At 67.5% G+C, this 24,319-nt stretch carries 17 protein-coding genes, 2 tRNA genes and 1 pseudogene; 10 read left to right on the top strand and 10 right to left on the bottom strand.

The features are described from left to right. Positions 1-119: 119 nt before the first annotated feature. A pseudogene (locus BLS85_RS09470) lies at positions 120-2,849 on the bottom strand (UPF0149 family protein); the annotation flags it as partial. Positions 2,850-3,377: 528 nt separating this feature from the next. Here BLS85_RS09470 and BLS85_RS09465 point away from each other — a divergent pair. Next, positions 3,378-4,487 (top strand): PA0069 family radical SAM protein, encoded by a 1,110-nt coding sequence (locus BLS85_RS09465; protein WP_092785598.1) that lies wholly within the window; start codon positions 3,378-3,380, stop codon positions 4,485-4,487. Positions 4,488-4,762: 275 nt separating this feature from the next. Further along, a complete protein-coding gene (locus BLS85_RS09460; RefSeq protein ID WP_092785596.1) occupies positions 4,763-5,683 on the top strand; it encodes a hypothetical protein in 921 nt (306 codons plus the stop codon). A 14-nt stretch (positions 5,684-5,697) separates the two neighbouring features. Here the strand turns inward: BLS85_RS09460 and BLS85_RS09455 are convergent, their stop codons facing one another. After that, positions 5,698-6,000: a hypothetical protein gene (locus tag BLS85_RS09455; RefSeq protein ID WP_092785594.1), complete on the bottom strand. Its 303-nt coding sequence runs from the start codon at positions 5,998-6,000 to the stop codon at positions 5,698-5,700. A gap of 295 nt (positions 6,001-6,295) precedes the next feature. Here BLS85_RS09455 and BLS85_RS09450 point away from each other — a divergent pair, with 295 nt between their 5' ends. Together BLS85_RS09450 and pyk are read left to right on the top strand one after the other, a co-directional pair. Beyond that, positions 6,296-7,306, top strand: coding sequence for a DMT family transporter (locus BLS85_RS09450; protein ID WP_092785592.1), 1,011 nt, complete (start codon positions 6,296-6,298; stop codon positions 7,304-7,306). 15 nt (positions 7,307-7,321) lie between these two features. Beyond that, positions 7,322-8,737, top strand: coding sequence for a pyruvate kinase (gene pyk, locus BLS85_RS09445; protein ID WP_092785590.1), 1,416 nt, complete (start codon positions 7,322-7,324; stop codon positions 8,735-8,737). Positions 8,738-8,815: 78 nt separating this feature from the next. Here pyk and BLS85_RS09440 read toward each other — a convergent pair. After that, a tRNA-Gly gene (locus tag BLS85_RS09440) sits at positions 8,816-8,890 on the bottom strand. A gap of 345 nt (positions 8,891-9,235) precedes the next feature. Here BLS85_RS09440 and BLS85_RS09435 point away from each other — a divergent pair. Further along, positions 9,236-9,520 carry a hypothetical protein gene (locus tag BLS85_RS09435; RefSeq protein ID WP_092785588.1) on the top strand — a complete coding sequence of 95 codons (285 nt, stop codon included), beginning with the start codon at positions 9,236-9,238 and terminating at the stop codon, positions 9,518-9,520. Positions 9,521-9,661: 141 nt separating this feature from the next. Here the strand turns inward: BLS85_RS09435 and BLS85_RS09430 are convergent, their stop codons facing one another. Both BLS85_RS09430 and BLS85_RS09425 read right to left on the bottom strand, forming a co-directional pair. Then, positions 9,662-10,780, bottom strand: a complete 1,119-nt coding sequence (locus BLS85_RS09430; protein WP_092785586.1) for a microcin C ABC transporter permease YejB — start codon at positions 10,778-10,780, stop codon at positions 9,662-9,664. A 15-nt stretch (positions 10,781-10,795) separates the two neighbouring features. Next, positions 10,796-12,628: an extracellular solute-binding protein gene (locus tag BLS85_RS09425; RefSeq protein WP_092785584.1), complete on the bottom strand. Its 1,833-nt coding sequence runs from the start codon at positions 12,626-12,628 to the stop codon at positions 10,796-10,798. A gap of 205 nt (positions 12,629-12,833) precedes the next feature. On the opposite strand from BLS85_RS09425, the gene BLS85_RS09420 reads away from it, so the two are divergent. Both BLS85_RS09420 and BLS85_RS09415 read left to right on the top strand, forming a co-directional pair. Next, complete coding sequence (locus tag BLS85_RS09420; protein WP_281242529.1) at positions 12,834-13,595, top strand: 3-deoxy-manno-octulosonate cytidylyltransferase; 762 nt, start codon at positions 12,834-12,836, stop codon at positions 13,593-13,595. After that, a complete protein-coding gene (locus BLS85_RS09415) occupies positions 13,595-14,524 on the top strand; it encodes an aldo/keto reductase (RefSeq protein ID WP_092785580.1) in 930 nt (309 codons plus the stop codon). The genes BLS85_RS09420 and BLS85_RS09415 overlap by 1 nt, the downstream gene beginning before the upstream one ends. Before the next feature lie 56 nt (positions 14,525-14,580). On the opposite strand, the gene BLS85_RS09410 is transcribed toward BLS85_RS09415, so the two are convergent. The 4 genes from BLS85_RS09410 to BLS85_RS09395 all read right to left on the bottom strand — a co-directional run bounded on the left by BLS85_RS09410 (position 14,581) and on the right by BLS85_RS09395 (position 19,888). After that, positions 14,581-15,000 carry a response regulator gene (locus tag BLS85_RS09410; RefSeq protein ID WP_092785578.1) on the bottom strand — a complete coding sequence of 140 codons (420 nt, stop codon included), beginning with the start codon at positions 14,998-15,000 and terminating at the stop codon, positions 14,581-14,583. A 100-nt stretch (positions 15,001-15,100) separates the two neighbouring features. Continuing rightward, entirely contained in the window at positions 15,101-16,390 is a 1,290-nt protein-coding gene (locus tag BLS85_RS09405) for a diguanylate cyclase domain-containing protein (RefSeq protein ID WP_092785576.1), read from the bottom strand. A gap of 237 nt (positions 16,391-16,627) precedes the next feature. Further along, the gene (locus BLS85_RS09400; protein ID WP_092785574.1) at positions 16,628-18,025 is read right to left on the bottom strand and encodes an ABC1 kinase family protein; all 1,398 of its coding nucleotides are present in this window, start codon (positions 18,023-18,025) and stop codon (positions 16,628-16,630) included. Positions 18,026-18,028: 3 nt separating this feature from the next. Continuing rightward, on the bottom strand, positions 18,029-19,888 hold the full coding sequence (locus BLS85_RS09395) for a M3 family oligoendopeptidase (protein WP_092785572.1): 1,860 nt from the start codon (positions 19,886-19,888) through the stop codon (positions 18,029-18,031). 246 nt (positions 19,889-20,134) lie between these two features. On the opposite strand from BLS85_RS09395, the gene BLS85_RS09390 reads away from it, so the two are divergent. Together BLS85_RS09390 and BLS85_RS09385 are read left to right on the top strand one after the other, a co-directional pair. Then, entirely contained in the window at positions 20,135-21,949 is a 1,815-nt protein-coding gene (locus BLS85_RS09390; RefSeq protein ID WP_245699163.1) for an AMP-dependent synthetase/ligase, read from the top strand. 102 nt (positions 21,950-22,051) lie between these two features. Then, positions 22,052-22,822, top strand: coding sequence for a hypothetical protein (locus tag BLS85_RS09385; RefSeq protein ID WP_092785568.1), 771 nt, complete (start codon positions 22,052-22,054; stop codon positions 22,820-22,822). A 75-nt stretch (positions 22,823-22,897) separates the two neighbouring features. Here the strand turns inward: BLS85_RS09385 and BLS85_RS09380 are convergent. Continuing rightward, positions 22,898-22,974: transfer RNA gene (locus tag BLS85_RS09380), tRNA-Pro, on the bottom strand. Between the two features lie 585 nt (positions 22,975-23,559). Here BLS85_RS09380 and rpsD point away from each other — a divergent pair. Then, positions 23,560-24,174, top strand: coding sequence for a 30S ribosomal protein S4 (gene rpsD / locus BLS85_RS09375; RefSeq protein WP_092785566.1), 615 nt, complete (start codon positions 23,560-23,562; stop codon positions 24,172-24,174). Positions 24,175-24,319: the final 145 nt, after the last annotated feature.

Below are 24,319 nucleotides of genomic sequence, written 5' to 3'. Positions count from 1 at the left end.
ACCTGGTCGGGCAGCCCCTTCCTGATCGCGGCCAGTTCCTGGGGTGGGATCTCCGGCGGTGGCGGCATGGTCGGATCGTCAACACCGAGCACGAGCAGTCCCACCGGCTCGGGGGCGCGCCGGACGAGCGGGTCCCATTCCTCCTCGAAGATCTGCATGCCCTCGACGAATCCCCGGACCCAGTCGGTGACATGCCGGTGTCCGTCGTCGTCACTCCAGATGATCGCGCCCAGACCGCGATCCTGCGTATCGAGGCCGGTTCTGATCTGAGTGTACCGTCCGAGAATGGTGTTGAGCGCGTCCCCCATCGCCTCCGGGTCGCTCATCGGGGGCTGATGGCCATCCCAGATCATCGGCAGCCATTCCTGCACGGGCGGGGCGGGCTCGGGAATGGCCACCGAGAACAGATACCCATCAAGACCTGACAGGTTCATGGTGTGCTCGGGTGTGTCCTCGCGCTCCAGGAAATCCTCCAGGCGGTCAATGGCGTCCGTGTCGGGCGGGGGCGCCTGGGCCGCCAGCGCATCCAGATCAAAATCGCCCGGCCCGAGATCCGGGTCGTCGACCGGCGAGCCGTCGGATCGCCCGTCATCAATGATGGCGTCCAGCGTCGCCTCGACGATCCAGTCCATGATGGGAATCTTCTTGAGCGGGCGGCCATCCAGGAGCGCCAGCCCGACCGCCGTGAAGGACTGGGCATGGCGGGGAAGCTCATCGCTGGCCAGGACAAGGGCACCCCGGAAGCACTGCTCGGCCCAGAACGCACGCCGTTCCTCCAGATGGTTGAACACCACGCGCCGCGCCGCCGTCTCCGACGTCGCCTCGATCACGGCGGTCTCCAGATCGCCGCCGGTCTCGAACCAACTGTCGATCATCGCGAACTCGTCCAGCCAGGTTTCGCTTTCGTTGACCAACCGGCCGCGCTTCTGCGCGCTGGCCTGGGCCACCGCGCCGTCCGGATCGACCCGCTCCGCCCAGGCTTCGGGCGTGGCCGGCAGCGGATCGAAACTGTCGAGGGGCAGCAGGTCGAGCACATCCAGCAGGCCCGGCGCGGGCGGGCGGCCCAAGCCCCCCCCCTCGCCCAGCGCGGCGCCCACCGCGACGCCCAGGGCGTCCAGGTTCGTCCGCCTGTCCGCCGCGTCCTGCATCCTTTCGAACATGTCGCGGATCTCCTCCGGGCTCTCCTCGAGCACGAAGGCGTCCTTCACCCCATGGCCGGTCTTCAGCAACACCATCGCCAACCCAACCCGCTCTCCCCGCCGGACCAGGGCGCCGAACTGCTGGGCGCCGGAGCCATCGGGGATCGACGTGGCGATGCCCTCGACGACAGAGACCTCCTCGGGTCCCATGCCGGCATCGACCGTGGTGAGCCCGGCGCGAGCATTCGCAACCGCGCGGTCGAGCGCGTCCCGCGCCGCGTCCGGCGGCATCCAGCGGCGCGCGGTGACCAGAAGGGCCATCAACGACCGCTCGAGCGGGGCGTTGGACAGGCGCTCGGCGAGGGCCTCGGCCGCCGCCAGCCGGATCTCGGCCACCGGATCGAGCAGCCAGTACAGGCACAGCCGGGGAATCATGGCCTCGGATCGCCGGGCGATCAGGCCCGCCATATGTCCCTTGGCCGGGTTGGGCAGGCCGGCCAGCATTTCCTGAAACGCGCAATAGAGCTGATAGGGGTCGTCCAACTCGCTCAGCGCGTCGCCAAGGTCCTGGTCCAGGACTTTCTCCAGGTCCTCCGGATCGCCCAACTCGGCCAGATCGGTCAGGCCGCCAAGATCGCCCGCCACCCCCAGGGCGCTCAGCGCCTCCGGCGCGGTCAGGCCGGCGCGGACGTAGGCCACCGCGAGGCTGTGAACGCCGGCCAAGGTGGCCCTGTCGTTGGCCATGCGGTTCTCAATGGCGCTCTGGAAGGCGGTCAGAAAGGCTTGGCCGCGCGCGCCGTTTCCTTCCGCGTCCATGCGCGCCTCGTCCAGCAGCAGAACGCAGAGGCGTTGCTCGGCCAGGTCCGGGGCGTCGGCGGTCAGGACGCGATGAACGAGGCGGAAGGCCAGGCCCGGATGCGCCACCAGCCCGCGCAGCACGCGCACGGGCAGGGTCCCGGTGTCCGGCGCGTCCCGCAGCGGCACCAGAACACCGTCGATCAGGGCATCGGGGCTGTCATCCGGTTCCCCGGGGGTCTCCATAGGCAGTTCAGGGGCTTTCGCTTTCTTTGTCCGGGGGGATGAGGCGGTCTTGGGGGTCTTGGGCTTGGCCTTGGGCTTGGACGCCGTCTTCTTGCGGCGGGAAGCACGCAGCGGTTCCAGCCGCAGGTTGGCCACGGCCATGTCGAAGGCCGTGTCGTCGAAGTCCTCGGCGTCCACGCCGGCCCACTCCAGCATCTCTTCATGCTCGGGGTGGTCGGGATCGGCGATGACGTCCCGGAACATGTCGTATCCGGGCGGGCCACCGACATCCTCCGGCGGGCAGGCGCCCTTGCCCTTCACCACGCGCGGATAGTCGGCGTCGGGCTCGGCCTCCAGCGCCTTCTCGACCGTGATCTTGTGGAGCCAGTCGTCGCCGAAGTCGTAGGTGTAGGAGAACGACTTGACCCCCTGCTTGAGCAGCGTTTCCAGCCGGTACCGATCCGCATCGTGGACCGTCTCCCCAAAGGTGTCTTCCAGCCTGAAGCTGTTGGCGCTGTAATGCCGGCCGGCGATCTCGAAGTCGTGCAGGTGACAGTCGCTCCACCCCATGGCAGCCTGAATGACATCGTGCAGATCACCCAGCGTACAATCCTTGGGAACCTCAATGCGCCGCCACACCGGGGGGCGCACGTCCCGCAGCGCGACCTTCAGCTGAACGATGCTCGCCATGGCGTATCCCCTGTCCATCTCGCCCGTAAGGAGGCGGAAGTGCATTTCTCGTCTGGCTGCCAGCGTTCGTGTTTAAAGCATCGACGGTGGCGGTCAATGCCGGAGGGCAACGGGTCTGGAGTCGCGGCGGAAATGGCGGCCCCGGCAGACGGGGAGCCGCCGTCACCGGCCCCGGAAGCCCCGTCAAGCGGCCCCGCCGCCGCCCCCTGCGTCGCTTCGCAATGCCTTGTAATTCCATCACACTTCCAGGTCTGCCGAAACGAGGGAACCTGATCGGACGGTCTATACCGGACGGCCAGCTTGCATCGAGGCGCGTTTCGCGCGATGACTCGTAGGTCTAGTCGAGACATCGGATTTTTCGATTTCCGTGGTCGATCAGGCATCTCCTCATGCTGGGCCTTAGCCCCGTCGCTCATGCGGCGGGGCTTTTTTCAGGCGCGGGCCGACGCGGACGCCTGCCGTCCGGGGGTCACGGCGGATCGGGCACTTTGTTCTTGAAGTGTTCCGCGCTTGGCGCATCATGGCGTCATGAGCCCGCCCTCGAACCCGCCGCCGCCCGCCCGCCGGGGCGCGCTGTCCAACCCGGACGGCCGCTATGAGCCCGTGCGCCACGAGGTCGAGGACGACGGCTGGGGCACGCTGGCCCCGCGCGATGACGGCGACCCCGATGGCTGGGGTCCGTTGCCGGCGCCGGAGACGCGGGTGGAGGTGGACGCCAGCCGCTCGGTGATCTCCCGCAACACCTCGCCCGACGTGCCGTTCGACCGCTCGCTCAACCTGTACCGGGGCTGCGAGCACGGCTGCGCCTATTGTTATGCTCGGCCGACACACGCCTATCTGGGGCTGTCGCCGGGCCTGGACTTCGAAACGCGGCTGTTCATGAAGCCCGACGCCGCCGCGCTGCTGGATGCGGAGCTGCGCAAGCCGGGCTATCGTCCCGCGCCCCTGGCCATCGGCACCAACACCGATCCGTATCAGCCGGTCGAACGGCGCTTCGGCTTGATGCGACACGTGCTGGAGGTGCTGTCGGCCTTCCATCATCCGGTCACCATCACCACCAAGTCGGCCATGGTCGAGCGCGACGCGGACATTCTGGCCGACATGGCGGCCCGCGATCTGGCCGCCGTGGCGCTGTCCGTCACCACGCTGGACCGCGACCTTGCGCGCCGACTGGAGCCGCGCGCCAGTCCTCCGGCCGCGCGGGTGCGGGCGGTGCGGACGCTGGCGGCGGCGGGCGTGCCGGTTTCGGTGATGGTGGCGCCGGTCATCCCCGGCCTGACCGACCCGGAAATCGAACGCATCCTGGAGGCCGCCGCCGAGGCCGGGGCCCGGCAGGCGGATTACATCGTCGTGCGCCTGCCGGGCGAGGTCGAGGGCCTGTTCCGGGACTGGCTGGAGGCCCATGCGCCGGGCCGCGCTCGCCGGGTGATGAGCCGGATCGGCGCGGTGCGCGGTGGGCAGGCCTCCTCCGCGCGGTTCCATGAGCGTATGACGGGTACCGGGGCGGAGGCCGCGCTGCTGTCCCGCCGCTTCGCCGTCGCCGCGCGTCGGCTGGGGCTGACGAAGCGGCGCTACGATCTGGATTGCACGCGCTTCGCCCCACCGCCCCGGCCGGGCGATCAGTTGCGGTTGTTGTGATACGAAGTCCGTTTGATCCGTTCGCCAATGCGTAGATTGGGGTGAGCGCGGCGAACCCCAACATCGTCCGAAACGTTGGGGTTCGGTGCGTGGCACCTCACCCCAACCTACGGAAAGCCGGTCGAAGACCGCGAACCAATCAAGCGGTTTTCGTATGATACCGCTCGGGCCGCGTCGGCCGTCCCAAATTCGACAGAATGAGTCGGATACTTAAGGGCGTCCGTCATGTCGACAATGACCGCGGCGGCCCAATGTTCCGGAGGACTCGATCGATCATGCCTGTCCGTCTGCCTGTCCTGTCCGCGCTCGCGCCCGCCGTGGCGTTGGTCCTTCTCGTGACCCCGGCCGAGGCGCAGGGGCCACAGGAGAAGCTTGACGCCCTGATCCGCGACCTGAACAGCCTGATCGACAAGGGCGCGCAGCGGAATCTGGCCGATCCCTGGTATCTGGACGAACTGCGCGGGCTGTCGGGGCGGTACGGCGAGACCTGGCCGCGCGTGCTGATGGACCACACGTTCGATTCCCAAAGCGGCACGCCGGACGCCCCCTGGCGCGTACGGCAGGGGGCGATGCAGGTGGACTGGACGCGCGGTCTGCGGTCGCAGGTCGAGACGGCTGCCGCACGCCCCGCCCAGGACTCGTCGCGGCCGAGTGATGAGGAGGTCGTGCGGGAGATCGTCGGTGGGCTGCTCGGACAGGCCCTGGGAGCGGGGCAAAGCCGGTCGCAACAGCAGGACGCGAACCAGCCCGACCCCACTCAGCCGGCGCTCGCCGTGGCCGATCTGTCGATCACCAACGCCTTCCGCCTCAAGGCGGAGATCAGCGGGCGCGACATGCCCGGCGCCGCAGACGGCGGCCTCGAACTGGGAGTCTACCAGCCCGGCAATGCCGGCTATCGTTTGGTGCTGCAACCGGCCGAAAGCGGTCGGCGCGGCCGGATCGACCTGATCGCCGTGTCAGGCCGGGGCTCGGCGCGCCTCTTGGACAGCGCCGAAATCGACGCACCGTTTCTGAAGGATGAGGCCATCTCTCTGGTGTGGGCGCGGCATCCCGGCGGGCGCACGTCGGTCTCGGTCAACGACACCCGCGTCATGAACGTCGAGGACCGCAGCTTCAACGATCCGTTTGCCGGCGTGATGATCGTCAACACCGGCGGCGACTGGGCGGTGAAGTGGATGACGATCCACGGGACCTGATCGGCATCACCCGATCAGTGCCCTCGCACCGCCGGCCGGCGCAGCCGACGCCGATCCCGGCCGCCCGGATGCAGCGTCCTGGCCTTGTCGTACAACTCGGCCAGTTGCGCAGCATACAGCAAATCGCCCTGGGCGCCGGCCCGGCAGTATTCATCCAGGATCATCTGCCGGATGGCCGGCGCACCCCAGGCTTTCGTCAGCGTGCTGTAAGTCTTGCCGGCCGCCAGCACCGGCGGCAGGTGTTCATGGCTGGCAACAACGACGACTTCCTCGTCTCCCGCGTCGCTCAGACCACAGCAATCGCGAAGCGTGATCATGTCACCCTCCCGTTGATTGTGCTCTCGGTCGGGAGGCCCGCAGTCCATGCGCGGGGCCATGCGCCGGCCGGGAGGGACGGCCGGGCCGGACGGCTCGGACACCGCCGGCCCAGCCCACCTTGACCCTTAATTGTCGCGCCGATCCGCCATGCACTCCAGTGGTGACTCGGCATGTCTGTCATGCACAGCTGCGAGGCGTCCGGCAGCGTGGCCGGGGCCGCTTGAGGCCCTGTTGTCTTGGGGCCGACATCAGGCATAGTGGCCCCCTCCATCCCGTCGCGAGATCGACACCCGCATGTCCCAATCGCCGTCCCATGGTCCAGGCCCAGATCTGGCGAACGCCGTCCTGGGCGAGGATTCCACGGCGGGCCGCGCCCTGCCGCTGTTGCTGTTGGGCGCGGTACTGATCGGCTTTTCGCCGGTGTTCGCCAAGCTCTCGGTGCTGGAGCCGACGGCCACGGCGTTCTACCGGGCCGGGCTGGCGTGGCCGATCCTGATGGCGGTGGCGCTGGCGACGGGGCGGCGCGGTTCGGAGGGACGTCGCAAGACCAAACCCGAAACGGTGCGCGATCACCTGATGCTGGCGGTGCCGGGGGTGGCCTTCTCGGGCGATTTGGCCTGCTGGCACTGGGCCTTGCAGTACACGTCCGTGGCCAACTCCACCGTGCTGGCCAATCTGGCGCCGGTGTTCGTGACCGCCGGCGCCTGGGCACTGTTCGGCCAGCGACCCACCTGGGTGTTCGTCGGCGGACTGCTGACGGCGGTGGCCGGTGTGGCCCTGCTGGTCGCCGACAGCCTGAGCGTCGGCGCGCCGGATCAGATTGTGGGCGATGGCCTGGGCGTGATGACGGCCGTGTTTTACGGCGCCTACATCCTGGGCATCGGCTGGTGCCGGTCGTGCTTTCCGACCGCCGTCGTCATGGCCTGGAGCACGCTGCACACCGCCTGGGTGCTGCTGCTGTTCAGCCTGCTGAACGGCGAGGGGCTGGGCATTCCGTCGCTGTCCGCGCTGGCCATCCTGCTCGGGCTGGCTTGGCTGTCCCATGCCGGCGGACAGGGCGCCATCGCCTTCGCCCTGGCCCATCTGCCGCCCGCGTTCGGCAGTGTCAGCCTGCTGCTTCAGCCCGCCGTCGCCGCGTTTCTCGGATGGCTGGTGCTGTCCGAGCCATTGACCCCCTTGCAGGCGGCCGGCGGCGTGGTCATTCTATTCGGAATCGTGGTCGCCCGTCGGGGGAGCGCCCACCAAGCCGGCATCGTCGCCCGCCCCCCCGAGCGTCCGACCAGAGAGCCGTCATCGTCCGCCTGATCGGGGTGTTGCCGCATGACCTGTTGCCGCTGTGCCAAGATCATCGCCACCCTGGGGCCGGCGACCACCACGGACGGGACCATCGAGGCCTTGGCCCACGCCGGGGCCAGCGTGTTCCGTCTCAACTTCAGCCACGGCACCCACGCCGAGCACGAGCGCCGCTTTCACGCCGTGCGCCGGGTTGAGGAGACCCTGGGCCGCCCGCTGGCCGTGCTGGCCGACCTGCAGGGACCGAAGTTGCGCGTCGGCGGGTTTCTGGGCGGCGGCACGCGCCTGACCACGGGGCAGACCTTCCGGCTCGATCTGGCGACGGACCTGGGAGACGCCAGCCGGGTCCGCCTGCCACATCCCGAGATCTTCGCTGCCCTCGAACCCGGAACCGATCTGCTGCTGGATGACGGCAAGCTGCGCCTGCGGGTCGAGAGCATCGGCGCGGAAGCCATCGAAACCCGGGTTCTGACCGGCGGTGCGCTGTCCGACCACAAGGGCGTGAACGTACCCAACGTGATGCTGCCGATCTCCGCCCTGACCGAGAAGGATCGGGCCGACCTCGCCTTTGCGCTGGATCTGGGCGTGGATTGGGTGGCGCTGTCGTTCGTGCAGCGCCCGGAGGATGTCGCCGAAATCCGCAAGCTGGTGGCCGGTCGCGCCGCCGTCGTCAGCAAACTGGAGAAACCCAGCGCGCTCGACGACTTGACCCGGATCATCGAACTGTCCGACGCCGTCATGGTGGCGCGCGGCGACCTGGGGGTGGAGATTCCGCCGGAACGGGTGCCCATCGTCCAGAAGCGCATCATCCAGGCCTGCCGAGCCGCCGGAACACCGGTGGTCGTGGCCACGCAGATGCTGGAGAGCATGATCAAGGCCCCGACCCCGACTCGCGCCGAGGCCTCCGACGTGGCCAGCGCGATCTATGAGGGGGCGGACGCGGTCATGCTGTCCGCCGAAACCTCTGTCGGCGAATACCCGGTGGCGGCCGTGGGCCTCATGGACCGCATCATCACCCAGGTGGAGGGGGACGAGCACTTCCGCGATCTGGTCGATGCCGGCCGCCACGAACCGGAAAACAGCGCCGCCGATGCCATCTGTGCTGCCGCCCGGCAGGTGGCCCGGACCCTCTCCGCCGCCCTCATCGTCAGCTTCACGACGTCGGGATCCACGGCGCTGCGGGCGGCGCGCGAACGCCCGTCGGTGCCCATCCTGTGCCTGACGCCCAGCTCGGCCGTGGCTCGGCGTATGGCCCTGGTCTGGGGCGTCATGGCCCTGGAGATGGAGGAGCCGGAGGGCTTTACCGAAATGACCGAACGCGCCACGCGGATCGCCCGCGAGCGCGGCTTGGCGCGGAGCGGCCAGCGTCTGGTGCTGATCGCCGGTGTGCCGTTCGGCCGCCCGGGCACCACCAACAGCCTGCGCGTGGCCTGGGTGGAGTGAGCCGGGGCGGCGAAACGCCTGTCCAGAACGCGACAACGCCCCGCCGAAGCCGGCAGGGCGTTGTTTTTTTGCCAAAATTGGAGCGGGTGATCGGAATTGAACCGACGACATACAGCTTGGGAAGCTGTCGTTCTACCACTGAACTACACCCGCGCGATCACGCCCGAAGGCGCTCCCTCGTTTATACGCGCGCCCTACCGGGCCGGCAAGAGGGCCGTGACCAAACCAGCAAGTCTCAGGATGGAGGGAGAACACCGGTTGCGGCCAGTGCCGGCCTGTTCTCCTCCCCCTTCGGAGGCCGCGCGGCCAAAATGAGAACTGCTGTGACCAAACGCACGGACCCCGATCCTGTTTCGGTTTCGTGAATTCCAGATCCGCCGTCGCATTGGTGGCTGGAGTCGTCGGGCCGACTGCTCTAGTTTGGCGTTTTTTGAGGTGGCGCGCGGCGGCGTTGCGGTCGCGCCCGATCCACCTTAATGCAGGAGGATAGCCGAACCCATGGCCAACATCACCTATGTGGCCCAGATGATGGACGCCGCCGACGGTCCGGACGCCAGTTACGAGTTCGAGGCCGACGAAACCCTGTTCGACCGGCCCCGCATGGAACTGATCGCGCGCTTCATGGAGCACGTTGATCATGTGGAACTACCCAAGGAAGACATCGGCTACGAAATCTACTCGGCGTTCAAGAACCGCGACCTGAAGGTGGTGACCGCCATGGGCGCGCTGCGGCTGGCGCACGGCGAGATCCCGTTCATGGTGATGATCTCCCCGAAGACCTAGAGCTGATTCCGGGCGATCCGGACCGGATCGCGACGACGATGGGCTTGAAGATCAATCATGGGCGCGCGTCGCGGGATGCGGGGGAAGGGGCGCGGACGCCGTCGCCCCCGCGCCACTCATCATACGCCCGTCGCGACCGGATCAGACCTCCCGGCTCTCGAAGTCGATGCGCGGGTCGATGACGTGATAGGTCAGGTCGGAGATCAGGTTCAGCACCAGCCCCAGCAGCCCGAACACATACAGCGTGCCGAACATCACCGGATAGTCGCGGTTGATGACCGCCTCGAAGCCCAGCAGGCCGAGCCCGTCCAGGCTGAAGATCACCTCGATCAGCAGGGAACCGGTGAACAGCATCGACACCAGCGCCGCCGGGAACCCCGCGACCACCAGCAGCATGGCGTTGCGGAAGACGTGACCGTACAGCACCCGGCGTTCCGTCAGGCCCTTGGCCCGCGCGGTGATGACGTACTGCTTGTTGATCTCCTCCAGGAACGAGTTCTTGGTCAGCATGGTCAGGCTGGCGAAGCCGCCGATCACCATGGCCGTGACCGGCAGGGTCAGGTGCCAGGCGTAGTCGGCGATCTGCTGGCCCCACGTCAGGTCCTCCCAGTTATCGGAGACCAGCCCGCGCAGGGGGAACAGATCGAAATACCGCCCGCCGGCGAACAGCACGATCAGCAGAATGGCGAACAGGAACCCGGGCACGGCATAGCCGATGATGACCGCCCAGCTTGTCACCATGTCGAAGCGGCTGCCGTCGCGCACCGCCTTGGCGATGCCCAGCGGGATGGAGACGAGGTAGATGATGAGCGTGGACCAGACACCGAGCGACACCGACACCGGCATCTTCTCGAAGATCAGCGCCAGAACCCCGGTGCTGCGGTAGTAGCTCTCGCCCAGGTCGAAGCTGGCGTAGTCCACCAGCATGGTCAGGTAGCGCTCGTGGATCGGCTTGTCGAAGCCGAACTGCTTTTCGAGGTCGGCGATGAAGGCGGGATCCAGTCCCCGTGCCCCCTGGTATTTGCTGCTGCCGCCGCCTCCGGTCGCGCCGGACCCGCCTCCCCCGCCTCCCCCGCCGACATCGCCGCCGGAACTGCTGGAAAACCGGGCGGTGGCGTCCACGTCCGTGCCCTGGATCTGGGCCAGCATCTGCTCGACCGGACCGCCGGGCGCGATCTGGACGATGAAGAAGTTGATGGTGATGATCCCCAGCAGGGTGAGCGGGATCAGAAAAAGGCGCCGGACAATGTAGGACAGCATGGTGGGTGCTCCCGGTCAGCGGTCGGTCAGCACGCCGGCCGCCCGCAGGGCGGCATCCTTCTCCGGGTCGATCCACCAGGTCATGACCGCGGCGCCGCTGTCCGGCGTCACCTCGGGAATGCCGAAGCGGTTCCAGAACACCACCCGGTCGTTTTCCTCGTGATAGTGGGGGACCAGATAGAAGGTCCATTGCAGCACGCGGTCCAGCGCGTGGACGGCGGTCACCAGATCCTCCCGGCTATCGGCGCGGATCACCTCCTCGACCAGGGCGTCGACCACCGGACTGGTCACGCCGGGCAGGTTGCGGCTGCCCTCGACGTTGGCGGTCTCGCTGCTCCAGAAGTCGCGCTGCTCGTTGCCAGGGCTGTCCGACTGCGCCCAGATGGCCGAGATCATATCGAAGTCGAACGTATTGACGCGGTTGACGAACTGCGCGGTGTCGACGATCCGGACCGTGGCCTCAACGCCCATGCGCTTCAGGTTCTGGACATACGGCAAGGTAAGGCGTTCCATCGAGGGCTGCCTGAGCAGGATCTCAAACGCCAGCGTCTGCCCCGTTTCGGCGTTCGTCATCACACCGTCCTGGACCGTCCAGCCGGCCTCGCGCAGGATCTCCAGGCCACGACGCAGGTTGGAACGGATGTTGCCGGCCTCCTCGACGGACGGCGGATTGTATTCCTCTGTGAACAGGCGCGGCGGCAACTGGTCGCGGAACGGCTCCAGCAGGGCCAGTTCGTCGCCCTCCGGCACCCCGGTGGCGGCCAGTTCGCTATTGTCGAAGTTGCTGCGGGTGCGGGTGTACGACCCGTAGAACAGGTTCTGGTTGGCCCAGGCGAAGTCGAAGGCATAGGCCATCGCCTCACGCACCGCCGGGTCGTCGAACGGCGGCCGGCGCATGTTCATGACGTATCCCTGCGTGGGTGCGACCTGACTGGTTTCGAAGACGCGTTTGACCAGTCGCCCCGCTTCGAGGTCCTCGCCGTCGAAGGCGGTGGCCCAGGTCTTGGCGACATATTCGGACCGGAAATCGTAGTCGCCGGCCTTCAGGGCTTCCACCATGACGGTTTCGTCGCGGTAGTAGTCGTACACGATCGCGTCGAAGTTATAGGTCCCGGCCGTCACCGGGAGATCGTTGCCCCAGTAGTCCTTCACCCGCTCGTAGCGGATGAAACGGCCGGGCTCGAAGTCGGCGATCCGGTAGGGGCCGCTGGTGACCGGTGGCTCCAGGGTGGTCTCGGCGAAGTCCCGGCCCTCCCAGTAATGCTTGGGCAGCAGCGGCACCTGTCCCAGCACCAGCGGCAGTTCCCGGTTCATGTCGGTGGAGAACGTGAACTTGATGGTGTGGTCGTCCAGCGCCTCGGCCCCATCCACGTCCTTGTAGTAAAAGCGGTAAAGGGGTGCCCCGTGCTCGCGCAGCACGTCGAAGCTGAACAGCACGTCCTCGGCCGTGATGGGATGACCGTCGTGGAAGCGGGCGTCCGGGTTGAGGCGGAAGATCACCCAGGAACGGTCGTCCGGCGTCTCGATGCTCTCGGCGACGAGGCCGTAGTGCGAGAATGGCTCGTCGGCCGAGGCGGTCATCAGCGTGTCATAGGTCAGACCGATGCCGATCGGCGGCCGCCCCTTGATGATGTAGGGGTTCAGGCTGTCGAAGCCACCGCGCCACGCGAGGCGAAGCGTCCCGCCCTTGGGCGCGTCCGGGTTGACGTAGTCGAAATGGGTGAAGTCCGGCGGGTACTTCGGGTCGCCGTGCATGGCGATGGCGTGGGTCGGCTCGGCCCGGGCCAGGGGCGCGACGACGACGAACAGCACGAGAACGAAGACAGCGGCGAGGCCGGCACGGACCATGGGAGCCCTCCAGTCGGGACGATTGAACGGTTCGACGCCCCCGATACTGAGGGCGCGGCGTGGCGCGATCAAGGCATCACGACACCGGCCACCGTTCCAACCTCGAAACCACGCACCGTCTTCCCTCCGGCGTCCGCCTGTGCCACAACGGCGACATCAGGACGGTCGCCGCGCGGCCCTCTGCCATCGCCCGGAGTCCAGCGCCATCGCCCCCCTTTCCCGTTCCGCCCCGCCCCTGATCGTGCTGCCCGCGCGCATGGGCTCCACCCGTCTGCCCGGCAAGCCGATGGCCGACATCGGCGGTCAGCCGATGATCGCGCATGTGGTGGCCCGCGCGCTGGAGGCGCACCTGGGACCCGTGGTGGTGGCCTGCTGCGAACAGGAGGTGGCCCGCGCCGCCACGCGCGCCGGGGCCCGGGCGGTAATGACGGACCCCGACCTGCCGTCCGGCTCGGATCGGGCCTGGGCCGCCGTCGAGGCGGTCGATCCGGAGGGCCATCATGATCTGATCATCAACCTTCAGGCCGACCTGCCGACGCTCGACCCGGTGCTGATTCGCGACGTTCTGGCGCCGCTGGCCGATCCGTCGGTGGACATCGCCACCCCGGTGGCCCGCATCGTCGATCCGGACGAGATCACCGACGCCGGCGTCGTCAAGGCGGTGGTCGCCTTTCCGCCCGGGCGGAAGGCCAGTCGCGCGCTGTACTTCAGCCGCCAGCCGGTCCCCGGCGGAGACGGTCCGCACTATCATCACATCGGCCTGTATGCTTTCCGCCGCGCCGCGTTGGCGCAGTTCGTCCGACTGCCGCCATCGATCCTGGAGCAGCGGGAACGGCTGGAACAACTGCGAGCCCTGGAGAACAACATGCGCATCGACGCCGTGTTGGTGGACACCGTCCCCCTGGGCGTGGATACCCTGGAAGACCTTGAGAAAGCGCGCCGCCTGCTGGCCGGCGGAGGGGCGTGATGGCAGAGATGGAGCACCGCCCCCTGGGAAGGACCGGGCGGACCGTTTCGGTCCTGGGACTCGGCTGCGCGAGCTACTGGGCCAAGCCCCGGTTCTCGGAGGCCCGGGCGCGGGCCGTGCTGGCGGCGGCGCTGGAAGCCGGCATCACGGTGCTGGACACCGGCGCGTCCTACGCCAATGGTCATGCGGAACAGCGGCTGGCGCGGCTTCTGCGGGAGTTGGGCGCCGATCCGAACGCGCTGCTGATCGGGACCAAGGCCGGTTCGATCCGAAATTCCCAGGGCCGTCTGGTGAAGGATTTCAGCCCCCGGACGGTGACCGCCCAGGTGCGGGAGAGCCTGGACCGCCTGGGGCTGGAGCGGCTGCCCCTGCTGCAACTTCACGGCCCGACCACGGCCGACTTGACCGACGATCTGTTGACGGCGCTGGAGCGCCTGCGCACCGACGGCTTGGTGGACCTGCTGGGCATCAACGGCGATCCCGCGGTGATCCGCCATGCCACCGGACGGGCGCCGTTCGACGTGTTCATGCCCTTCGTGTCGGTGATGCGGCCGGACAACGTGCCCTTGATGCAGGCCGCCGCCGACGCCGGACAGGGCGTGCTGGTCGGCGAACCGCTGGGCCGCATGGCCTTCGCCCCACCGCTGGCGCACTGGCTCACCCGGCCCAGCGGGATGTGGTATCTCGCGCGCGCCTTGCGCCACGGGCCGGCGCCGCTTTTGCGCGCGCGCGCCCTGCGACCGGCGTTGCAGGCGCCCGGCTGGACTCCGGCGGAACTGGCGTTGGCCTGGGTGCTGGAAAAGCCCGGCGTCTCCTCGGCGGTGTTCGGCACCACCTCACCGGATCATGTGACGGGACTGGCCAAGGCCGCCGCCCGACCGCTGCCAGACACCGCGCGGACGGCCATCGCCCGGGTGCTGAAGTCGTGACGCCATAACGAAGGGCGCCATGCGCCCCGGGACGAAGGGCGCCATGCGCCCCGGGCTCAATGCGGCGGCAACCGCACCATCTTGCTCCAGAAGCTGTCGATGCCCTTGACCACATCAATGAAGCGGTCGAAGTCCACCGGCTTGACGATATAACAGTTGGCGTACTGCTCGTACCCATAGCGAATGTCGGATTCGGCCTGGGAGGTGGTGAGGACGATCACCGGGGTGCTTCTCAAGGCCTCGTCCCGCTTGATCTCGGCCAGCACCTCGCGGCCATCCTTGCGCGGAAGATTGAGGTCCAGAAGAACAAGGTCCGGCCTGGGCTCAGCCCCATACCGGCCCTCGCCGCGCAGGAAGGCCAGGGCCTCGATCCCATCCTGAACCACATGGAGGCGGGTCTGCGATCCGCCCTCCTTGAACGCTTCCGAGGCGAGCCGGGCATCACCCGGATTATCCTCGACCAACAGAATGTCCATGAATTCCTCTTGCCCCGAACGAGGACCTGTTCTTGGGGCGGGACGGCGCCAAGCCGACCTCGCCCATACGAATCATGTTGCCATACAAATTAATCGGTTTCTAGCATGCGGCGGCTTCGCCTGAAAAGAAACTGATCCCGTTCTTCCCCGTTCTCTTGGCCCTATACATGGCTGTATCGGCGGCGCGCAACAGGCTTTCATAGGTCACGCCGTCATCCGGAACCATGGCGACGCCGATGCTCGCGGTCAGGGAGGCCGCGTCGAGGTCCGGCGTGAACGGCCGTGAGACCTCCTGCAACAGCTTTTCGGCCACGCTGGAAGCCACCTCGCGGTCACGAACCTCCGGCAGGATAACCACGAACTCGTCTCCGCCCAGGCGCGCCACCTCGTCGGAAATGCGAACCGCGCCCCGCAGTCGCGTCGCGATCTCACGCAGCACGGCATCACCGACGGCATGACCGGCTGTATCGTTGACCTGCTTGAAGCCGTCAAGGTCGATGAACAGCAGGGCCGCGCTGCGGTGATAGCGGGTCGCCTGCTCGATGGTGCTGGTCAGGAGGCGGGCAAAAAGCTGGCGGTTGGCCAGCCCCGTCAGCGGGTCGGTGGTGGCTTGGCGCAACAACTCCTGTTCGGCCCGGCGCCGGAAGGTGATGTCGCTGAAGATGGCCACATACCCGGCGATACCGCCGCCTTCGTCCCGGACCACATTGATCCGCAGCCATTCGGGATACACCTTGCCGTCCTTGCGGCGGTTCCAGATCTCGCCTTCCCACGCTCCGGTCTCGCGCAACTCCCGCCACAGCTCTTCGTAGAACGCCGGGTCGTGGACACCGGATTTCAGGATGTTGGGCTGCCCCCCAACAACGTCGGCGCTGTCGTATCCGGTGGCCCGGCAGAAGGCGGCGTTGACGCGTACGACCTTGCCGGCCGCGTCGGTCACCATGAGGCCGGTATCGATGTTGCGAAACGCGGCTTCGGCCAGCAGCAGGCGCTGGTTGGCCCGGTGGCGCTCGACCGCGTACAGAATCGAGCGTTTGACGAGTTGTCCGTCGCCGTGCCCCTTGACCAAATAGTCCTGGGCGCCGCGCTGCACCGCGCCGATGGCGACGTCGGTGGCATCCATGCCCGTCAGCACGACGATGGCGATATCGGCCCGCGCCCGATGCACGCTGTCCAGGGTCTTGAGGCCGCTAGAGTCGGGCAGGGAAAGATCGAGCAGGATGACGTCGTAGGAGTCACGGGACAGCAGGTCGAGGGCCTCGGACAGAGCGAACGCCTGGGTAAATGTCAGGCGCGCGCCGTCGGCGTCGTCCAGCATGTACTGGATCAGACGCGCGTCCGCGACGTTGTCCTCAATCAAGAGGCACGAAAGGGTGTCATGCTCATCCATGGTCCCACTTCGATGCCACCAACCTTATTCCCCACCCGTGGGCTCACGATCGCCGGATGCTCACGTCACGGAACCCCACACCCTTACCGGAAAGCACACCCTGGAGTAGATTGGAACATGCCAAGTCTCCGCAGTGTCGTTCCGCACCGTTACCGTACTGAACGCTATTCCGGCGCACGTGGTCAAGGCGAAAGCGCGAACGGCGCAATTGTAACAACCCGCGCCATGCATCCCCGATCATGCGGACCGGGGCTCGCGCCCCAGCGACTCGCCGGCATCGTCTGCCAGATTGAGTTGCGCCGCCTCCAGGGCCGCCGCCTGTCGCGCGGCCAGGGCATCGACATCGAAATCGTCGATCAGGTCGCGGAACATCTGGTGCCAGTTGATTTCCGCCTTCAGATGCGTGAACACCGATCCCAGGCCGATGGCCGCGCGGTGCATCAGCACGAACTCACGCGGCACCTTGACGCCGCCGGCCTCCCGCAGCTTCACGTGCACGTCCTCGGCGAGTTCGCGGCTGACCGGGCCGCCCAGCTTCTCGTCCTGGATATGCCTTGCGCGGTCGTCCATGAGCGGCCCATACAGGAACCGCGCCCAGATATTGAGGACCTTGATCAACTCCTTGTCGACGTTCTCGAAGCCCCAGTCCGTGTAGGCCTCCACCGCGCGGTCGGTGTCGTCGTCGCGCAGCGCGAAGAACAGGTCGATGACCCCCTTGACGAAGCGCGGCCGGAACACCCGGATGCCGCCGAAGTCCATGAGATTGATGCTGTTGTCCTCGCGCACCGTGTAGTTGCCCAAGTGCGGGTCGCCGTGAATCACGCCGTACCAGTAGAACGGCACGTACCACGCGTGGAACATGTTCATGGCGATCTGATTGCGCACCTCGGCCGGCGCGTCCACGAACGACAGCATCCGCTTGCCGTCGAGCCACGTCATGGTAAGCAGGCGACGGGTGGACAACTCCGGGATCGGGCGGGGCACCTGCACGGCGGGCACGTCGCTCAGCATGTGCGCGTAAAGCGCCATGTTGCGGGCCTCGCGCGCATAGTCCAGCTCCTCGCGCAGGCGTTCGCTCAACTCGGCGTGAACCTCGCTGGGATCGATTCCGGTCTTGTAGCGCCGGGCCAGGGTGATGATCCATTTGAGCTGACTGAGGTCGGCCTCGACCACCGACGCCATGTCCGGGTACTGCAGCTTGCAAGCCAACGGCGTGCCGTCGTGCAGCGTCGCTCGGTGGACCTGCCCCAGCGAGGCGGCGGCCGCCGCCGTCGGCTCGAACGAGCCGAACCGGGCCTGCCAGTCCGCGCCCAGTTCCGTGCGCATGCGCCGGCGCACGAACGGGCCGCCCATATGCGGCGCGTCGGACTGAAGCTGCGAGAGTTCCCGCGTGAACTCCTCCGGCAGCGCCTCCGGAATAGAAGATAGAAGCTGCGCCACCTTCATCAGCGGCCCCTTCAGACCGCCCAGGGCCGCGCGCAACTCCTCCGCCTGCCGGTTCTTGTCGAACTTCATGCCCAGATAGCGTTCGCCGGCGGCCTTCGCGGCGAACCCGCCCATGCTTGTGGAGACCTGGGCATAGCGGCGCACGCGGCCGCCCAGGTTGTTCGATTCCCGTCTGCTGTTCTCCGCCATGACTCAGGCCACCTGTTCCAGTTCGTCGATGAAACCCTTCAGAACGTCCAGGCCCCGGCGCCAGAAGCCGGGGTCACCGGCATCCAGCCCGAACGGCGCCAGCAAGTCGCGATGCCGCAGCGTGCCGCCAGCGGCCAGCATCTCCAGGTACGCGTCCTGAAAGTTCGGCACCGTTCCAGACTGATGAACCGCGTACAGGCTGTTCACCAGGCAATCGCCAAAGGCGTACGCGTAGACGTAAAAGGGCGTGTGCACGAAATGCGGAATGTATGCCCAGAAGACCCTGTATCCGTCATCGAAGTCGAAGGCCGGTCCCAAGCTCTCCCGCTGCACGTCCATCCACAGGGTGTTCAGGCGCTCCTCCGACAGGGCGCCGTCGCGGCGTTCCGTATGCACGCGGCGCTCGAACTCGTGGAAGGCGATCTGGCGCACCACGGTGTTGAGCATGTCCTCGACCTTGCCGACCAGCATGGTACGGCGCCGGCGCGGGTCGGTTTCCGCGTCCAGCATCGCCCGGAAGGTCAGCATTTCGCCGAACACGGAGGCGGTCTCGGCCAGCGTCAACGGCGTATCCGCCATCAGCACGCCCTTCGGCGCGGCCAGAAGCTGATGCACGCCATGGCCCAACTCGTGGGCGAGCGTCATCACATCGCGCGTGCGCCCCATGAAGTTGAGCAGCAGATAGGGATGTGCCGACGGCACCGTGGGATGGGCGAACGCCCCCGACGCCTTGCCGGGGCGCGGCGGGACATCGATCCACGCATTGTCGAAGAACCGCCGCCCCAGGTCGGCCAGACGCGGGCTGAAGGCGCCGTAAGCGTCCAGAACCACCCCGCGCGCCTCGTCCCAGGAAAAGCGCCGGTCCTCAGCGTCGGGCAGCGGCGCGTTGCGGTCCCAGGTGGCCAGTGTGTCGAGGCCGAACCACTTGGCCTTCATCGTGTAATAGCGGTGGGAGGTTTCGGCATAGGACTCCCGCACCGCCGTCACCAGCGCGTCCACGACCGCGTCCTCGACCTGGTTGGCCAGATTGCGCGGGGCCATGGGGTGCGCGTAGTTGCGCCACTGGTCCTCGATCTGCTTGTCCTTGGCCAGGGTGTTGGTGATGTGGGCGAACAGACGGCTGTTGGCGTTCAGGCCGGCGCCGATGGCGCGGGCGGCGGTCTCGCGGCGCGACCGGTCGCGGTCGGAGAGCTGGTCCAGCGCCTCCGTCATGGTGTGGGGGCGGCCATCGATGTCGAAGCGCAGGTGGGCCAGCGTCTCGTCGAACAACCGCACCCAGGCGGATCGCCCGGCCACGTCCTTCTCGTGCAACAGGCGCTCCATCGCCTCCGGAAGCTGGTGGTCGCGGAACACCCGCAGGTCGCGGATCCACGAGGCGTAATGCCCCGCCTCCGGCGCCTCCATCCGCCCGGCCAGCGCGTCGTCGTCGAGCTGGTTGAGTTCCAGGGTGAAGAACAGCATCCGCGCCGAGATGTCGGTCACGCGCTCCTGCACACCCTGATAGAAGCGCCCGATGTCCGCGTCCGTCTGATCGCCGGCATGCAGCAGCTGGGCGTAGGACATCACCCGGTACAGGGTCTCGCTGATGCGCTCGAATTCGGCGACGGCCTTGCCCAGGTCCGCACCCGACAGCGCGCCGACACGCTCCACATGGCCTTCGCGGAAGGCGTCGGCAGCGCGCGCCGCCGCGTCCAGATCGTCCGTCAGGCGCGGGTCATCGGGTCCCGTGTACAGGTCACCCAGGTCCCAGGTGGGCAGGTCGCCGGGGGCCGGGGCCTCGGCGGCCGGCGGCACCGACGCGCCGCCCTCGGGCAGGCGCGCGGACAACGGGGACAGGGGCGGAACGGAAACGAACTGGGCCATGGGGTCACTCCTTTGCACGCTGGCCATATGGGGATGGGCCGGTCCGGGATCCACTCCCCGAGCCCGTCCCCGGGCAAGCACGCCCGTGCCTGTCATCCAACGTTCACTTCACCCTTGCCTTCATGCCGTCACCCGGAGAAGAAAGGGCATGGGACACAGAAAAACACAAAGCAACGTCAATACAATCCGCCGGCGCCCGATCCGCCGCGCGGGCCATGGCAAAGACCAACCGGGGGAGATCCGTCCGTGCCAGCCGACAGCCGCCGCGCCGTCGATTTCGAGGCCGCCACCGACCTCGTCGACGTCTTTCTGACCCAAGCCGCCCGATTCAGGAACGAACCGCTGCTGCGCGGCAAGGTGGACGGGCGCTATCTGCCCGTCACCTGGCGCGGCGTGGAACGCTCCGCCCTGGCCATCGCCAACGCCCTGATCAACCAGGGGATCGAACCCGGCGACCGCGTGGCGCTGATCTCCGAGAACCGCCCCGAATGGTTTATTGCCGACCTCGCCATCCTGATGGCCGGCGCGGTCGTCGTGCCCTGTTACGTCACCAACACCGTGGCCGATCACCTGCATGTGCTGGACGATTCCGGGGCACGGGCCATGATCATCTCGACACCCAAGCTGGCGAAGCGGGCGCTGGAGGCCGCCGGTCAGGCGCGGGTGACACCGTGGGCCATCGCCATCGAGGACCCGGCGCTGCATCAGAACACGGGCATCGACGTGTTGGTGGCCTGGGATGCCCTGATCGCTCGCCACGCCGACCGCCCGCGCCCCGCCACCCTGGCGGCCATCGAGCCCGACGATCTGGCCGCCCTGATCTACACCAGCGGCACCGGCGGCGCGCCCAAGGGGGTGATGCTCAGCCACCGCAACATCCTGCACAACTGCCGGGGCGCTTACACGGTGCTGAAGGGGATCGGCCTGGGCCGCGAGGTGTTTCTGTCCTTCCTGCCGCTGTCGCATTCCTACGAACACACGGCGGGCATGCACTTCCCGATCTCGATCGGCGCCGAGGTCTGGTTCGCCGAGAGCATAGAACGCCTCGCCACCAATATGGCGGAGGCGCGCCCGACCATCATGACCGCCGTGCCGCGCCTGTACGAAACCATGCGAACACGGGTGCTGCGCGGCCTGGAGAGCCAGAGCGAGGGCAAGCGTAAGCTGTTCCGCCGCACGCTCGACCTGGGCTTGAAGAAGTACCACACCCCGGAGGCGATGAGCCTGGGCGAGCGCATCACGGACGGGGTGCTGAGCCTGCTGGTGCGCCGCAAGGTAGCCAAGCGCTTCGGCGGCCGCCTGAAGGCCATGGTCTCGGGCGGCGGACCGCTCAACGTCGAGGTCGGCCTGTTCTTCCACGCGCTCGGCGTCCCGATCCTCCAGGGCTACGGCCAGACCGAATCCGCCCCGGTCATCAGTTGCAACGTGCCGGGCCGGGTGCGCATGCACACCGTCGGCCCGCCGCTGCGGGACACCGCCGTGCGCATCGCCCAGGACGGGGAGATCCTGGTCAAGGGCGAACTGGTCATGAAGGGCTATTGGAACAACGAGGCCGCGACGCGAGAGACCATCGACGCCGACGGCTGGCTGCACACCGGCGATGTCGGCGTGATCGACGAGCGCGGCTGCATCCAGATCACCGACCGCAAGAAGGACATCATCGTCAACTCGGGCGGCGACAACATCTCGCCGCAGCGGGTCGAGGGCCTGCTGTGCCTGGAACCGGAGATCGGTCAGGCCATGGTGTACGGTGACCGCCGGCCGCATCTGGTGGGCCTGCTGGTGCCGGACGACGACTGGCTGCGGTCCTGGTCCGCCAAGACCGGCAAGCAGAGCGGCCTTGACGAACTGGCCGAGGACCCTGACCTGCGCAAGGCCATGGCCGAGGCCGTCGGCCGCGTCAACGCCAAACTCGGCCAAATCGAGAAGGTGCGCAAGTTCATGGTCGCGCCCGAGCCGTTCACCGTGGACAACGACCAAATGACACCCACCATGAAGGTGCGCCGGCACATCCTGAAGGCGGTGTACGGCCAGTGCCTGGAGGCCCTGTACCGAGGGTGAGGGGCGGCCTGTGCCATTTCCGCTCCCGCAACGCGGAAAACGTGTTATGGTGTTTCCGGGACCAGAATGGTCCGCTCCGGTCGGCGACCGGGTGGAGGCACCGTGGCCGAAGACATCAAACAGCCAGCGCCGGTCCGCCCCGTGATGTGGCGGCAAGGCCAACGCCAGGACCAGCATGGCGAGGCGCGCTCCCGCGCGGACTTCGCGCATGCCGCCAGCGTCTATGAACTTCTGGCGTCCGATGACAGAGCCGATCCGGAGGATCCGGTGTCGGTCCAGGGCATTCCGGCGCGCGACCTGACGCCGGCCGTGCGACGCGCGCTCAATCGCCTCATGGGGGAGGTCGACCGCCTGCGCCAGATGGTCGCGGAGCAGGGCGGCCCCACCTTAGTGGAGCCGCATCCGTTCGATGGCGAAGGCCCCTTCGATGAAAGGCCGGCGCTGCTGGACGCGGAAACGTTCGATGAACTGATGCGGGATCGCCTGCGCGACATGGACCACGGCGCCTCCACCCTCGCCTTGGCCTTCCTGTATATGACCAATCACGAGGAGATTCGATCCCGTCACGGACTGGCCGCCGCCGAGGCCGCCCGGGCCGCCATGACCGACGCGGTCCTGGCCGTGGGGGAGGCGGGAGAGATCATGAGCACCGCCGGCGGCGCCAGCGTCCTGGTGCTGATCCCCTATGACGGGAACGTTGACAGACTGCGGGCCCGGGCGCGCGCCCTTGGCCATGCCGCCGATATCGCCATCCCCTGGCGCGGCTTGACGGTGCCGGCGCATGCGCTGATCGGCTTGCATGTGATCCGCGCCGGCGAATCGCCGGGCGACGTGATCTGGCAGGCCGAACGCGCGGCGCGGCGAATCATGTAGCCGCTCGTGCAGCCGGGGCCACGGACGCAAAAAAGCCCGGCAGTCCCAGAGACTGTCGGGCTTTTTTTGTGCGCTTGGTCGGAGTGAGAGGATTCGAACCTCCGGCCCCTGCCTCCCGAAGACAGTGCTCTACCAGGCTGAGCTACACTCCGGCCGTCGCTGACCCGTCGGGAACGGGAGGGACTGTATAGTGCCTCCGATCCTGCCGCGCAAGACGCGATCACGGCCAAGTCAGGGCAATCGGGTGAAAGGGTGTGTGGTCGCAAAGACGCGGGGGATCGTGTGGCTTGGGGCGGAACGCCCCACTATCTTTTATGCAGGTAGGGCGGGGTCGACCCGCGAAGCGGGGCAATCCGCCGCGTGGCTGTGATGCGGCGGGTTGCGCCTTCGGCGCGAACCCGCCCTACGACGCTTCGCTTTTCGTCAACCGTGCATTCACCCGATTGCCCTGACGGCCAAGTTCGATCCGTTTGACCGGAACATTTGCCGCGCCCGCTCTTGACCCCGGCGGCGGGGAAGCGTACACACCCCCTTTCCTTCCCGGACAGGCGGAGCCCGAAAGGGTTGGCCGACGCGCACGCGTCCGGCCCGTGCCGCTCGATCCCGCCCGATAGGGACGGGATCGCGCCCTCCGGCCTTTTCGACGAAAAGGCCCGGCCCCCGGGACACGAACTGGCCGCCCGACAAGAAACCCCGGCGGCCCCCAGACAACAACCTCGACGAAGGTGTTCCGACCGATGAGCAAGCGTCATTCCGCCAAGTATAAAATCGACCGCCGCCTGGGCGTCAATCTCTGGGGCCGGCCGAAGAGCCCCATCAACCGCCGTGAATACGGCCCCGGCCAGCATGGCCAGCGCCGCCGCAAGCCCTCGGACTTCGGCGTGCAGCTGATGGCCAAGCAGAAGCTGAAGAACTACTACGGCGAAATCAGCGAGAAGCAGTTCCGCCGCACCTACGAAGAGGCCACGCGCCGCAAGGGTGACACCTCCGAGAACCTGATCGGCCTGCTGGAACGCCGCCTGCTCGCCGTGGTCTACCGCATGAAGGTCGTGCCCACGGTGTTCGCCGCGCGCCAGTTCATCAACCACGGCCATATCAAGGTCAATGGCCGCACGGTGACCATCCCCTCCTATCAAGTGCGCGAGGGCGACGTCATCGAGGTCAAGGAAAAGTCCCGCGAGCTGCCCCTGGTGCTGGAGGCCATCGGCTCGCCCGAGCGAGACGTGCCGGACTACATCCAGATGGACGACAAAGGCACCGTCGGCACCTTCCTGCGCCAGCCGAAGCTGGCCGACGTGCCCTATCCGGTGCAGATGGAGCCGAACCTGGTGATCGAGTACTACTCGCGCTGAGGCGCGGGACTCTCACGGGAACGAATGGAAGACGGGGCGTGTCCAAGAGGGCGCGCCCCGTTTTTTATGGGGCGAATGCCGCGCGATCCGGCACGGGTCGCGACGCTGGGCTGCGACAGCGTCAAGCAATTCGAACGTGTTTGCA

Origin of the sequence: Rhodospira trueperi (genome assembly GCF_900101965.1) — a bacterium.
Taxonomy (GTDB): domain Bacteria; phylum Pseudomonadota; class Alphaproteobacteria; order Rhodospirillales; family Rhodospirillaceae; genus Rhodospira; species Rhodospira trueperi.
The sequence above is the reverse complement of the archived record's forward strand: the minus strand, read 5'-3'. Positions and strand labels throughout refer to the sequence as shown.